Raw genomic sequence first — 12869 nt, 5'->3', positions numbered from 1 at the left:
ATTGATGGCGTCACGCAAGACGTCGGAGTGACGCACGCATAGAGTGCGGGGAGATTTCAGCAGGTCGAGCGGAGGACAAGAGTGTCGAACACGGTGTCACTGAAGGTGCAGTTGGTCGCCAAGACCGACTTCGTCTCGCCACAGGACATTCCCTGGGAGACGGATGCCGACGGTGGCCAAGCTCTCGTCGAATTCGCCGGGCGAGCCTGCTACCAAAGCTGGTCGAAGCCGAATCCACGAACGGCCACGAATGCGTCGTACCTTCGGCATCTTCTCGACGTCGGACACCTGTCGGTGCTCGAACATGCGTCGGTCAGCTTCTACATCAGCGGCATCTCGCGTTCGTGCACCCATGAGCTGATCCGGCACCGCCACTTCTCCTACTCGCAGCTCTCACAGCGTTTCGTGCCCGAACGCGACGCCAAGGTGATCGTTCCTCCAGCGATCGAGGGAAACCTGGAGCTGGAGGCGCTGTTCGCCAAGGCCACAGACGCTAGCCGCGATGCCTACATCGAGCTGCTCAACGCTCTCGAGCACACACTCGACGGTGTCACCAACGCAGCCCTTCGGGGCAAGCAAGCCCGCCAGGCCGCGCGGTCGGTGCTGCCGAACGCGACCGAGACCAAGGTCGTCGTCACCGGCAACTACCGCGCGTGGCGTCATTTCGTGTCGATGCGAGCGTCCGAACACGCCGACATCGAGATTCGTCGCGTGGCCGTCGAGTGTCTGCGCCAGTTGGCGGTAGTCGCGCCCGATGTATTCGGCGACTACGAAATTTCCGCTCTGTCCGACGGTTCGGAAGTGGCGCACAGTCCATTCGTCACCGAGGTATGACCGCGGGGCCGAGGTCTCACAGCACCGGGTAACCTTTCTGACCATGACATACGGTGACGTCGCTCCTCCAAGTCAGCAGCCGTTCGGCACGGTGCTCACGGCGATGGTGACGCCGTTCACCGCCGATGGCAAGCTCGACATCGACGCGGGAGTTCGGCTCGCTCACCACTTGGTCGAGCAGGGTCATGACGGGCTGGTTCTTGCAGGGACCACCGGCGAGTCTCCCACCACCACCGAAAACGAGAAGCTCGAACTGATGCGCGCGGTCATCGCGGCCGTCGGACACCGAGCCCGAATAATCGCAGGTGCCGGAAGCAACGACACCGCCCATAGCGTCGAACTGGCTCGTGACGCTGCCCGCGCGGGCGCGCATGGACTGCTCGTGGTCACGCCGTACTACTCGCGACCCCCGCAAGCCGGTCTGTACGCGCATTTCACCGCCGTCGCCGACGCGACCGACCTTCCTGTCATGCTCTACGACATTCCGCCGAGATCGGTCGTCCCCATCGAGACCGAGACGCTGCGCAGGCTCGCCGACCACCCGCGCATCCTCGCGGTCAAGGACGCGAAGGGCGATTTGAACGCGGGCGCCGAGCTCATCGCGACGACCGGACTGCAGTTCTTTTCCGGGGACGATCCGCTGAACCTGCCGTGGTTGTCCGTCGGTGCCACCGGTTTCGTCAGCGTCATCGGACACCTCGTACCTGCTCGTCTGCGCGAACTCCACACGGCGTTCATGACGGGCGACATCGCGCGCGCTCAGGCGATCAACGTCAGTCTCATCCCCGTCACCAGGTCGGTAGCCCGCCTCGGTGGCGTCAGTGCGTCCAAGGCGGGGCTACGCCTCATCGGATTCGACGTCGGTGAACCCAGACTTCCCCAGGTGCCACCGAGCATCGACCAAATCGAATTGCTCGCAGCCGACCTGCGAGCAGCAGGAGTCCTTGTATGAGTAGACCAGCACGATCACGCGGCCGCGCTACCCGAAGTGCAGGCCCACCGGCCGACAAACCCGCACAGACTTCGAAGCCCGTCGTACAGAATTCCGCGCGTACGCAACGCCCGGATACCCGCACAGAGTTCGATCCGACAGACAGGCTCGGCACTCCGCCGAAGGCCCCTTTCAAGGGTCTGCGAATCGTAGCTCTCGGCGGAATCGGCGAAATCGGCCGAAACATGACGGTTTTCGAGCACCAGGGCAAGCTCTTGATCGTCGACTGCGGCGTGCTGTTTCCCGAGGACCAGCAACCTGGCGTCGACTTGATCCTTCCCGACTTTCGGCACATCGAGAACCGGATGGGAGACGTCGAGGCCGTCGTTCTCACTCACGGCCACGAGGATCACATCGGCGCTGTCCCGTTCCTGTTGCGTCTACGGCCGGACCTCCCGGTCATCGGCTCGAAGTTCACCCTTGCACTCGTGGCGGCAAAGTGTCGCGAGCATCGCCTGCGGCCCAACCTGGTCGAGGTCATCGAGGGCCAGAAGACGACTCATGGGCCGTTCGAGTGCGAGTATTTCGCTGTCAACCACTCGATTCCGGACGCGCTCGCAATCGCGATCCGGACCGAAGCAGGCCTCACGCTGCACACCGGTGACATCAAGCTCGATCAACTGCCGCTCGACGGCCGCCTCACCGACCTCGCGGGCTTCTCGCGACTTGGCGACGAGGGCGTCGACCTCTTCCTCGTCGACTCCACGAACGCCGAGGTACCCGGGTTCGTCACGCCCGAGCGCGAGATCGGTGGAGTCCTCGACACCGTCATCGGCAAGGCGAAGCAGCGTGTCATCGTCGCGTCCTTCGCGAGCCATGTTCACCGCATCCAGCAGGTCATCGACGTCGCGGAGAGATACAACCGGCGCGTGGCGTTCGTTGGACGATCCATGGTCCGGAACATGCAGATCGCGCAGGATCTGGGATACCTCCGTGTGCCCGCGGGTCTCGAGGTCAATGTCGATACTGCGGCGACGCTGCCGGACGACCGACTGGTATTGATCTCCACCGGTTCGCAGGGCGAACCGCTGTCCGCCCTGTCCCGGATGGCTCGCGGCGAACACCGTCAGATCAACATCAAGGCAAACGATCTGGTGGTTTTGGCGTCGTCGCTCATTCCCGGCAACGAGAACTCGGTGTTCGCTGTCGTCAACGGACTCGCCAAGCGAGGTGCGACCGTCGTCACCCAGCAGAACGCGAAGGTGCACGTCTCCGGACACGCGTCCGCAGGTGAACTCCTGTACTTGTACAACGCGGTGAGACCCACCAACGCAATGCCGGTGCACGGCGAATGGCGTCATCTTCGAGCGAATGCCGCGCTGGCGAAGGCCACGGGCGTTGCCGAGGACCGCGTCGTTCTGGCCGAGGACGGCGTCGTCGTCGACATGGTCGACGGGCTGGCACGCATCGTCGGCCAGGTACCGGTCGGGCACGTCTATGTCGATGGGCTCTCCGTCGGCGATGTCGGTGACTCGACGCTGTCCGACCGCTTGGTCCTGGGCGAGGGCGGCTTCATCGCCATCACCGTTGCCGTGGATTCCGCGACCGGCCGGGCAGTTGCGGCTCCTGAGGTCTCCGGCCGCGGTTTCTCCGACGATCCTGCGGCGCTCAAGGAAGCCGGTCAGTTGGTCGAGGCAGAACTGCAGCGATTGGCATCGGACGGAGTCACCGACACCCATCGGATCGCGCAAGCAGTTCGTCGTGTCGTCGGCCGCTGGGTTGCCGACAAGTACCGGCGCAAGCCGATGATCGTGCCGACCGTGATGGCGGTCGGACACAAGTAGGTGTGTCCTGCTGGCCTGATTCGGCGAACCCCGTGTCAGGCCAGTAGTCGCCACAGGCCGATCAGGCCGATGACGACGATGGTGATCCGTAGGGCCCACGGCGACAGTCTTCTGCCGTAACGAGCGCCGACCGAACCGCCGACCAAAGATCCGGCAGCGATCAATCCTGCAGCTGCCCAGCTGATGTCGTGGAACGCGACGATCGTGAAGGTCGCTGCAGCAACCACGTTCACGATGAGCGACAGCAGGTTCTTGGCCGCATTCATACGCTGCATCGAGTCCGGAAGCAGCACTCCCATGACGCCGATCAGCAGGATTCCTTGTGCTGCAGTGAAATAACCGCCGTATACACCGACTGCGAACGTTCCGATCGTCAGCAAGGTCAGTTTTGTTCGACTGATGTGGTCGACAGCAACACCCGCCGCTTCCGAACGTCGCTTGGCCCAGACCTGGATTCGCGGCTGCAAGACGACGAGTATGAGCGCGCCGATCAACAGGAACGGAACCACCATCGAGAAGACCGACTCGGGGAGGTGACGAAGCAGCCAGGCGCCGAGGAGAGCGCCGACGAAGGACGCCGGCATCTGCCACTTCAGTCGTGACCATTGGCCGCGCAGTTCCTTGCGGTAGCCCCAGGTTCCGGACACACTGCCCGCGACGAGTCCGATGGCATTGGACATCGTCGCGATGACTGGGGGATATCCGAAGGCGACCAGAGTCGGAAACGTGATGAGAGTTCCCGACCCGACGACGGCATTGATGGCGCCTGCACCGAAGCCTGCAACGAGAATGACGAGAATTTCGGAGATCGGCACCGATCCGAGATTACGGAAGGCGGCAGGCGCCGCGTGCGCGGGGCACGTACCGTGGATCGATGTGACCCTTGCACAGGACGAACGCGCACAACTGGTACTCACCCTCACCGCGGTGGGGGAGACCGCTCCGACATTGTGCGGAGACTGGACCGCCAAAGACCTCGCTGCGCATCTTGTAGTCAGGGAACGCCGGTTGGATGCAGCGCCGGGCATTCTGCTGCCCTTGCTGGCTGGATACACCGAGAAGGTGCAGAACGCGGTCGCGACCACACCGTACGACGAACTCGTCGCAGCGATTGCCGGCGGCCCGCCGATCTGGTCGCCCTTCAAACTCCTCGATCCGTTGATCAACGTCGGCGAAATGTTCGTTCATCACGAGGACCTGCGCAGGGCTCGGCCGGAATGGTCATCGCGGGTGCTCTCGGTCGAGATGGAGAACCGACTGTGGTCGATCGCCGGGATGATCGGTCGGCGTGCCTACCGCGGATCGCCCGTCGGGGTGGTGTTGCAGACCCCGGACGGCCGGACGACAACGGTGCGGAAGGCGGGCGTCAGGCAGGTCGTTCTGGCAGGGAAGCCGTCGGAGCTTCTCTTGCACGCATTCGGACGAAGCGCCGTCGACCTGGATCCGTCGGGCGATCCAGATGGCGTCGACGCTGTTCAGAGCCTCGACCGCAGCTTTTGACGCCCTGTTACTCGTGTTGCGGATGGTTTTGAAGGTGCCATTGCGACTAACCTGAGGGAATGGCAGGAAAGACCAGCACCCGAAGTTCGACCTCGCGTGCTTCGGGGGGATCGAGTAAGTCTTCCGGAGGGCGAACCGCACGCACGGTGACCACGCCGAAGAAGCCGACTGCGCCCCGCAAGGCTCCTGCGCGCAGCGGTGCATCGAGCCGGGCAGGATCGACCCGTCCGGCGTCGAGCCGCGCGGGGTCCGCTCGGCGGCCCGCGAAGAAGAAGACCGGCAGTGTCATGTCCGCGGTCGGCCGCGGAGTGTCGTCCACATGGTCGATGGCGGCAAAGGGTGTCGGCGCGACCACACGGACCGTGAGCAAGGCCAAGGACATCGAGCACGGTCACCGGCGCGACGGGATTGCGCTCGGGCTCATCGCCGTCAGCGTCATCGTCGCCGCAGCGGTGTGGTTCAGTGCCGGAGGTCCAGTCGGCGAATGGATCGAGATCGCGGTGCGTGCTGTGGTCGGCGACGCCGGATACCTCGTCCCCGTTCTCGGTGTGGCGCTGGCAGTCGTTCTGATGCGGTCGGAGCCCAATCCAGAGATCCGGCCTCGCCTCGTCCTCGGGTCGATCCTGGTCGCGTTGCCGGTGCTCGGTCTGTGGCACATGGCAGCAGGCTTCCCGGGGGACGCAGACGGGCGTGCCACCGGCGGTGGTTTCGTCGGCTATGTCGCGGGCGGGCCGATCGCTGATGGCGTGACGGTCTGGTTGGCAGTTCCTCTTCTTCTGATGGCCGGTCTGTTCGGCGTCTTGTTGTTGACCGGCACGACGGTGCGTGACATTCCGGACCGACTCCGCGCGTTGTTCGGAACCGACAGCCGCGGCGACGAATACGGCGACTACGATCCGGAAGACTACGGTTCGGAATTCGGCGAGGACGCGTACGGCGACTACGACGCCGACACTTTCGATGCTGACGGCTACCCCGTACACGGCGCAGGTGCGGATCCATACGACAACTACCCGACCGAGGAGTACATCCCGGTCAAGAAGCCCCGGGCGCGCAAGAGCTCGCCGGTCGAAGAGCCCACCGAGGTCATCGCTGCTGCTCCCGCACCTGCCGACGTGGCACCGGCGCCCGCTCCGCCGCGCCCGAAGCCCAAGCCGATCGTCAAGGCGGCTGAGCCCAAGGCCGCAGCAGAAGAAGAGAAGATCGTCGTCGACCGGGTGGTCGACGGTGACTACACGTTGCCTTCGCTGTCACTGCTGATCGACGGGGATCCGCCCAAGACTCGCAGCCAAGCGAACGACGCGATGATCGAGGCTATTTCCGAAGTCCTCGACCAGTTCAAGATCGATGCCGCAGTCACCGGGTTCACCCGTGGGCCGACCGTGACGCGCTACGAGGTCGAGTTGGGGCCGGGCGTCAAGGTCGAGAAGATCACCGCTCTTGCGCGCAACATCGCGTATGCCGTCGCGACGGACAACGTCCGTCTGCTCGCTCCGATTCCGGGCAAGTCCGCGGTCGGTATCGAGGTGCCCAACTCCGACCGCGAGATGGTCCGCCTCGCCGACGTATTGACTGCCCCGTCGACCAGGAAGGATCATCACCCCCTCGTCATCGGCCTCGGCAAGGACATCGAAGGCGACTTCGTCAGCGCCAACCTCGCGAAGATGCCGCACCTCCTGGTTGCCGGTTCCACCGGTTCCGGCAAGTCCAGTTTCGTGAACTCCATGCTCGTTTCGTTGCTCGCACGCGCGACGCCGGACGAAGTGCGGATGATCCTGATCGACCCCAAGATGGTCGAGCTGACGCCCTACGAGGGCATTCCGCACCTGATCACACCCATCATCACGCAGCCGAAGAAGGCGGCGGCGGCGCTGGCGTGGCTCGTGGAGGAAATGGAACAGCGCTACCAGGACATGCAGATCAACAAGGTCCGGCACGTCGACGACTTCAACAAGAAGGTCCGATCCGGCGAGATCACCGCGCCACTCGGAAGTGAACGCGTCTACCGTCCATACCCGTACATCCTTGCAATCGTCGACGAGCTCGCCGACCTGATGATGACGGCCCCACGCGACGTCGAGGACGCGATCGTCCGCATCACCCAGAAAGCGCGAGCGGCGGGAATCCACCTCGTCCTCGCGACGCAGCGTCCATCGGTAGACGTCGTGACCGGTCTGATCAAGACGAACGTGCCATCGCGTCTGGCGTTCGCGACGTCCTCCCTGACCGACTCGCGCGTCATTCTCGACCAGGGCGGCGCGGAGAAGCTGATCGGTATGGGCGATGCGTTGTTCCTGCCCATGGGGGCGGGTAAGCCGACCCGGTTGCAGGGTGCGTTCATCACCGACGAGGAGATCTCGGCTGTCGTCGATTTCGCCAAGAACCAGGCGGAACCTGACTACAACGAGACGGTCACTGCGGCCAAAGCGTCGGAGAAGAAGGACGTCGATCCGGATATCGGCGACGATCTCGACGTGCTTCTGCAAGCTGTCGAACTCGTCGTCTCGAGTCAGTTCGGATCGACGTCGATGCTGCAGCGGAAGCTTCGCGTCGGCTTCGCCAAAGCCGGCAGGCTGATGGATCTGATGGAGAACCGAGGGGTAGTGGGGCCGAGCGAAGGTTCCAAGGCGCGCGAGGTGCTGATCAAGCCCGACGAACTGGACGGGCTGCTGTGGTCGATCCGCGGCGGTGATCCGGACGAGGCTCCGTCGGACGACGAGTAGCGCGGCTCGCATGCCTGTGCGTGAACAGGACTATGTGGGCCACCCAGGACGCGAAAGTAGGGAATAATCGGTACCAGGCCATTGCCCCGTTGTTGACGAGTGTGGAGTGTGAGAAGCCCTGATGGGTAGATCCTCCGACAGACCCGGGCCGTCGGACGAGGCTGCTCGCGTCGGGTGTCGGGGGTCGCCTGCTGTGCGGGTTTTCGGCGACGGTGCCGGCCGGTGTCCTGAGATGAGGAGACCGGCGCGATGATCATGGCGTTCGTCGTGTTGTTGCTGGGAATCATCGTCATCCTGGCTATCATCACCGCGAACGGTTACTTTGTAGCGCAAGAGTTTTCGTTCATGTCGGTCGATCGCGTCAAGCTCGAGACGCGCGCCGAAGCTGGTGATGCGTCGGCGCAGCGGGCATTGAAGGTGACGCGGCGGACCTCGTTCATGCTGTCGGGTGCCCAACTAGGTATCACCGTCACCGGTCTGCTCGTGGGCTACGTCGCCGAGCCCTTGGTCGGAGAGTCGCTGGGTACGCTGCTGGGTGGGATAGGGTGCCGACGCCGGTGAGCGTGTCGATCGGAACCGTTCTCGCTCTGGTCGTGGCGACCGTGGTCCAGATGATTTTCGGTGAGCTGTACCCGAAGAACCTGGCCATTGCCAGCCCCGAGCGGATGGCGCGCGGCCTCGCGCGATCTACATCGATCTACCTCACGGTGTTCGGCTGGTTGATCGTGGTGTTCGACCAGTCGGCCAACGTGTTGCTCAAGATGCTCGGCGTCAAACCGGTCCACGATCTCGACACCACAGCAACAGTGCAGGACCTTGAGCGAATCGTCGCGGACGCCCGGGACAGCGGCGATCTTCCGGAACGACTGTCGGTGCTCATCGATCGCATACTGGACTTCCCGGATCGGACGGTAGAGCACGCGATGATTCCGCGGGCACTGACGAACGTAGTTTCACCCGGTACCGGTGTCGGTGACGTGCGCGCGCTCATGGCCAAGGGTCACACGCGGTACCCGGTGGTCTCCGAAGGCCACGAACCCCTCGGTGTCATCGAGCTGGCCGACCTGCTGCGTCATCGAGTCGATGCCGACACGGTGGTCGAGGACCTCATGCGGCCGCCGCTGGTTCTTCCCTCTCTGATGTCCTTGCCGGATGCGTTGGCCAACCTGAGCCGGGCTCGTACTCAACTCGCGTGTGTCGTCGACGAATACGGCGGGTTCGCCGGAGTGCTGACCGTGGAGGATCTGTCGGAGGAATTGGTCGGCGAGCTCACCGACGAACATGATGTCGAGCCGGTCTCCGCCATCGCAGCAGATGAAGACAACACGTGGCGGATCGATGGCGATCTACACATCGACGAGGTCGAGCGGTCGCTCGGACTTCGACTTCCTCAGGGTGACTACGAAACTATTGCCGGTCTTGCGATATTCGCTACCGGTGCACTGCCGCACGTCGGACAGAGTGTGCGTATCGAGCTACCCATGGACCCCCGCGAACTGGTGACCGATCACCCGCGGCGGCGAGCCCTTGACATCGAGGTGCTCGAACTCTCGCGTCATGTTCCCAGCGAGCTCGTCGTGCGTCTGATCGACCTCGATGAGGATCCCACGCCGCCCCCTGACGGCATCCGCGCCGAGACCGGCAAGTCGAGGGAGAAGTGATGGGAAACGCTGTGCTCTTGGTGGCGGTCACAGCTGCGTTGATCGTGCTCAGTGGATTCTTTGTCGTCATCGAATTCGCCTTGCTCGGGTCTCGTCCGCATCGTCTCGAAGTGGAGGCGACGACCAGCCGGTCCGCCCGCGCGGCACTGCGAGGCGTCCACGAGCTGACGCTCATGCTCGCAGGTGCCCAGCTGGGAATCACCGCGTGCACGTTCGCGCTCGGGGCGGTGACCAAGCCTGCCGTCGATGCATGGCTCGGCCCAGCCTCACCTCGTGGGGTGCGCCGGCCCAGTTGGCAGGCAGTGCAGCTTTCGTCCTGTCGTTGCTACTGGTGACGTTCCTGCATCTGGTCATTGGCGAAATGGCCCCGAAGTCATGGGCTATCGCACATCCGGAGTTCGCGGCGAAGCTCATCGGACTGCCATCTCGGGCATTCATCTGGGTGTTCCGACCATTGCTGAGATGGGTCAACGCCATGGCCAATAGGCTTGTCGCGGCCAGTGGGGTCACGCCCGTCGAGCGGGCCGCGGTGGGAGGCCAGGATGTCGACACCATTCGTCATCTCGTCGAGCGTTCTGCCTCGGTAGGTGCCCTGGACGCGTCGTTTCGCACACAGCTGTCCGAAGTTCTCGAACTCGAGCACTTGACGGTGGGCTCCCTGGTCGCTGCGGATACTCCTGTGACGGCCGCGCCGTCCGACGCCACCGTCGCTGATGTACAGGAGGCGGCAGCGCGCACCGACCACATGCGCATCCTCCTGCTCGATTCCGCATTCGAGGTTCCTGAGGTGGTGCATGTGCGGGACACCCTGCTCGTCTCGGCCCAGACGCCGGCCCGCACGGTGTCTAGACCCGCTCTGACTTTCGACACCGGGACACCGGTATACGAAGCACTGGCGCTCGCCAGGGAGCACAGCGAACAGCTCGCCGCGATCATGGACGACGGCCGCTTCATCGGAGTTCTCACCATCGCCGACATCCTCCGGCATGTTCTCCCGCAGCAAATTGATCCGGCCGACAGCGCGGAGGAGCCTGCGAATCGTCGGTGACGAAACCCGGTAAATGTCGATAATCGCCGGAGTGGGGGCCTACGCGAACGCGCCCATGACCGGCTTCCATTCGGTGATCGTGGATGTCTCCACGAGGTTCTCGATCGCGAACGGGTCCTGTGCGAACAATTGCTGCACAGACTCGAGGTCGTTGCCCTCCGCGATGATGAGGGCGCCGCTTCCCTCGACGTACGGGCCGCTCGAGACCAATACCTTCTGCTCCAGCAGATCCGCGAGCCATGCCCGGTGGGTCGCACGGTGGGTGTCTCGCCCGTCCGTGGTGGTGGGGGAGTACGTGTAGTGGACGGCGAACAGTGCCATGTAGCTCTTCTTCTTTCGCTATTTTCAAACGTGGACGGGTAAATCCTGTCAGAACGACAGCAGCATCCTGGTATTACCAAGCGTGTTCGGCTTGACGTAGCTGAGGTCGAGGAATTCGGCGACACCGGTGTCGTACGATCTGCACATTTCGGCGTAGACCTCGGCCGTGACCGGTGTCCCTTCTATTTCCACGAAACCGTGGCGTGCGAAGAAGTCGACCTCGAAGGTGAGCACGAATAGCTTCTGCAGCGCCAGTTCGCGGGCTACCTGGACCAGCTTGTCCACGATGAGATGTCCTGCGCCATGACCCTTGGCGGATGGATCGACTGCAACTGTGCGTACCTCACCGAGGTCGGCCCACAATACGTGTAGCGCACCGCAACCGAGAACCGTCCCAGCGCGCTCGGCGACCCAGAACTCCTGGACTGCCTCGTACAGAGTGACCAGATTCTTCTCCAGGAGAATTTTGCCCGCGTAGATGTCGATCAGACGCTTGATCTCGGGGATATCGGAGGTGCGCGCTCGTCGGACTACCAATTCGTCGCCGCCGTGTGTAGATCTTGTGCTGTTCGAAGTCGGTTCCGAAGCGCCGTCGACGTCGTGTCGACTCGCCCGGTTCGGCGCAGAAGTCATGGGGTGAACAGTAGTCAACCGGTGAACGGATATTCTTCTGGTGTGTCCGTTACTCCACGCGCCGTCCACGTACCGGGACACCACGTATGACCGACGGAGTGCCGCCGCCACGAGTGCCACCGACCGCGGGGCTCCCGCACGGTAACTCGGTGACCGGACGCACCGAGGACGTGCCGATCCTCAACATCGCCAACGTCCTGACCGTCCTGCGGATCGCCCTCGTTCCGGTCTTCCTCGTTGTGCTGTTCGTCGGGGACGGCCACGACACGCGGTGGCGTATAGGTGCGACCGTGGTCTTTGCTGTCGCCGCCATCACCGATCGCATCGATGGGCAGTTGGCCCGCAAGTACGGCCTGGTGACCGAATTCGGCAAGATGGCCGACCCGATTGCGGACAAAGCGCTGATCGGTGCGGCATTGATCGGACTCTCGATACTCGGAGACCTCGCATGGTGGGTGACCATCGTCATCGCGGCACGTGAAATCGGGATCACCCTGGTTCGCTTCGCGGTGCTGAGACACGGCGTCATACCTGCAGGCCGGGGCGGCAAGGTGAAAACGCTCGTTCAGAGTTTTGCGATCGGATTCTATCTGTTCCCGCTACCCGATGAAGTGCGGTTCGCGTCGGTCACGCTGATGGGATTGGCCGTCTTCCTGACGGTGTACACCGGCCTCGACTACATCGTGCAAGCGATTCGACTGCGGCGTGGCGCGCCGTCGGGCTGACCGGCGTGGCCGGTCCCGACGCGCAGGGCGGACAGGAGGGATACAGTCCGAGAGGTCGTGTCGTTGTTGCTACGACGGGTGAAGCAGAGCAGGGCGGTATAGGGTCGGGAACCAATCCAGCCGCGTCCTTCGTTGTAGCTGCAGATGGTCGAAGTGGAAGAATAGATCAAGAACAGTTCACCGCTTTCGGACGGACTGATTCGAACGAGGAGGAGCGAGATGGCGCTGCTATTGCGTGAAGCACTCGGCGACAGCCTGCGGCGCACTCGCGTTGCACAGAGCCGGACACTGCGCGAAGTCTCCAACACGGCGCGTGTCAGCCTCGGCTACCTTTCCGAGGTCGAACGAGGACGAAAGGAAGCATCGAGCGAGCTTCTCGCGGCGATCTGCGATGCGCTCGCAGTTCCCCTTGCAGATGTGATGAGCGATGTCAGCGTGTCCCTGTCCGAGTGGGCAGTCGCCTCGCGAGCAGCCGAAGCGGAAGCCACGGCCAGCGCCGAAGAAGCGTCGCCTCGTATCTCCGGTGAGACCAGAGTGGTAATTCCTGCGCCTGCGCGGGCTCTCGCTGCTGCGTGAGCTCCAGCGACACGAACTCCAACCGCTAGGGTGAAATCAATACGCACGGCAAACCGACCAGACCAGTATTCTC

The 12869-nt window shown here is 63.4% G+C and carries 11 protein-coding genes and 2 pseudogenes; 9 read left to right on the top strand and 4 right to left on the bottom strand.

Annotated features, from left to right (window positions below; translation table 11 throughout):
- The first annotated feature begins 81 nt into the window (after nt 1–81).
- The 3 genes from thyX to WDS16_RS11200 are packed head-to-tail and all read left to right on the top strand — an operon-like array spanning nt 82 to nt 3609.
- On the top strand, nt 82–834 hold the full coding sequence (gene thyX / locus WDS16_RS11210) for an FAD-dependent thymidylate synthase (RefSeq protein ID WP_338892735.1): 753 nt from the start codon (nt 82–84) through the stop codon (nt 832–834).
- Nucleotides 835–877: 43 nt separating this feature from the next.
- Nucleotides 878–1786 (top strand): 4-hydroxy-tetrahydrodipicolinate synthase, encoded by a 909-nt coding sequence (dapA, locus tag WDS16_RS11205; RefSeq protein WP_338892734.1) that lies wholly within the window; start codon nt 878–880, stop codon nt 1784–1786.
- Entirely contained in the window at nt 1783–3609 is a 1827-nt protein-coding gene (locus WDS16_RS11200; protein WP_338892733.1) for a ribonuclease J, read from the top strand. Before dapA ends, WDS16_RS11200 begins: the two co-directional genes overlap by 4 nt.
- 35 nt (nt 3610–3644) lie before the next feature.
- Here the strand turns inward: WDS16_RS11200 and WDS16_RS11195 are convergent, their stop codons facing one another.
- On the bottom strand, nt 3645–4424 hold the full coding sequence (locus WDS16_RS11195; protein WP_338892732.1) for a sulfite exporter TauE/SafE family protein: 780 nt from the start codon (nt 4422–4424) through the stop codon (nt 3645–3647).
- Nucleotides 4425–4485: 61 nt separating this feature from the next.
- On the opposite strand from WDS16_RS11195, the gene WDS16_RS11190 reads away from it, so the two are divergent.
- Entirely contained in the window at nt 4486–5109 is a 624-nt protein-coding gene (locus WDS16_RS11190) for a TIGR03085 family metal-binding protein (protein ID WP_338892731.1), read from the top strand.
- Nucleotides 5110–5155: 46 nt separating this feature from the next.
- Here the strand turns inward: WDS16_RS11190 and WDS16_RS11185 are convergent, their stop codons facing one another.
- Nucleotides 5156–5491, bottom strand: a complete 336-nt coding sequence (locus WDS16_RS11185; protein ID WP_338893648.1) for a hypothetical protein — start codon at nt 5489–5491, stop codon at nt 5156–5158.
- On the opposite strand from WDS16_RS11185, the gene WDS16_RS11180 reads away from it, so the two are divergent.
- The 3 genes and pseudogenes from WDS16_RS11180 to WDS16_RS11165 all read left to right on the top strand — a co-directional run bounded on the left by WDS16_RS11180 (nt 5397) and on the right by WDS16_RS11165 (nt 10541).
- Complete coding sequence (locus WDS16_RS11180; protein ID WP_338892730.1) at nt 5397–7832, top strand: FtsK/SpoIIIE family DNA translocase; 2436 nt, start codon at nt 5397–5399, stop codon at nt 7830–7832. The two genes, WDS16_RS11185 and WDS16_RS11180, sit on opposite strands and share 95 nt — an antisense overlap.
- Nucleotides 7833–8081: 249 nt before the next feature.
- A pseudogene (locus WDS16_RS11175) lies at nt 8082–9493 on the top strand (hemolysin family protein).
- Nucleotides 9493–10541: pseudogene (locus WDS16_RS11165) on the top strand (CNNM domain-containing protein). The pseudogenes WDS16_RS11175 and WDS16_RS11165 overlap by 1 nt, the downstream one beginning before the upstream one ends.
- 39 nt (nt 10542–10580) lie before the next feature.
- On the opposite strand, the gene WDS16_RS11160 reads toward WDS16_RS11165, so the two are convergent.
- Both WDS16_RS11160 and WDS16_RS11155 read right to left on the bottom strand, forming a co-directional pair.
- Nucleotides 10581–10862, bottom strand: a complete 282-nt coding sequence (locus tag WDS16_RS11160) for a YciI family protein (protein ID WP_338892727.1) — start codon at nt 10860–10862, stop codon at nt 10581–10583.
- Between the two features lie 48 nt (nt 10863–10910).
- On the bottom strand, nt 10911–11399 hold the full coding sequence (locus WDS16_RS11155) for an amino-acid N-acetyltransferase (protein ID WP_422395825.1): 489 nt from the start codon (nt 11397–11399) through the stop codon (nt 10911–10913).
- 182 nt (nt 11400–11581) lie between these two features.
- On the opposite strand from WDS16_RS11155, the gene pgsA reads away from it, so the two are divergent.
- On the top strand, nt 11582–12220 hold the full coding sequence (gene pgsA, locus WDS16_RS11150; RefSeq protein ID WP_338892725.1) for a CDP-diacylglycerol--glycerol-3-phosphate 3-phosphatidyltransferase: 639 nt from the start codon (nt 11582–11584) through the stop codon (nt 12218–12220).
- A gap of 219 nt (nt 12221–12439) precedes the next feature.
- Nucleotides 12440–12796 (top strand): helix-turn-helix domain-containing protein, encoded by a 357-nt coding sequence (locus WDS16_RS11145; protein ID WP_338892724.1) that lies wholly within the window; start codon nt 12440–12442, stop codon nt 12794–12796.
- Nucleotides 12797–12869 lie beyond the last annotated feature (73 nt).

The organism is Rhodococcus sovatensis (genome assembly GCF_037327425.1).
Lineage (GTDB): Bacteria > Actinomycetota > Actinomycetes > Mycobacteriales > Mycobacteriaceae > Rhodococcoides > Rhodococcoides sovatense.
Note: the sequence above shows the minus strand (reverse complement) of the source record. Positions and strands in the feature narration are given on the sequence as shown.

What these genes read in the sequence shown, in the direction of transcription:
- WDS16_RS11160 (WP_338892727.1), bottom strand. Translation starts at nt 10,862, where the DNA reads ATGGCACTGTTCGCCGTCCACTACACGTACTCCCCCACCACCACGGAC.
- WDS16_RS11145 (WP_338892724.1), top strand. Translation starts at nt 12,440, where the DNA reads ATGGCGCTGCTATTGCGTGAAGCACTCGGCGACAGCCTGCGGCGCACT.
- WDS16_RS11180 (WP_338892730.1), top strand. Translation starts at nt 5,397, where the DNA reads ATGTCCGCGGTCGGCCGCGGAGTGTCGTCCACATGGTCGATGGCGGCA.
- WDS16_RS11200 (WP_338892733.1), top strand. Translation starts at nt 1,783, where the DNA reads ATGAGTAGACCAGCACGATCACGCGGCCGCGCTACCCGAAGTGCAGGC.
- WDS16_RS11185 (WP_338893648.1), bottom strand. Translation starts at nt 5,491, where the DNA reads ATGTCCTTGGCCTTGCTCACGGTCCGTGTGGTCGCGCCGACACCCTTT.
- pgsA (WP_338892725.1), top strand. Translation starts at nt 11,582, where the DNA reads ATGACCGACGGAGTGCCGCCGCCACGAGTGCCACCGACCGCGGGGCTC.
- dapA (WP_338892734.1), top strand. Translation starts at nt 878, where the DNA reads ATGACATACGGTGACGTCGCTCCTCCAAGTCAGCAGCCGTTCGGCACG.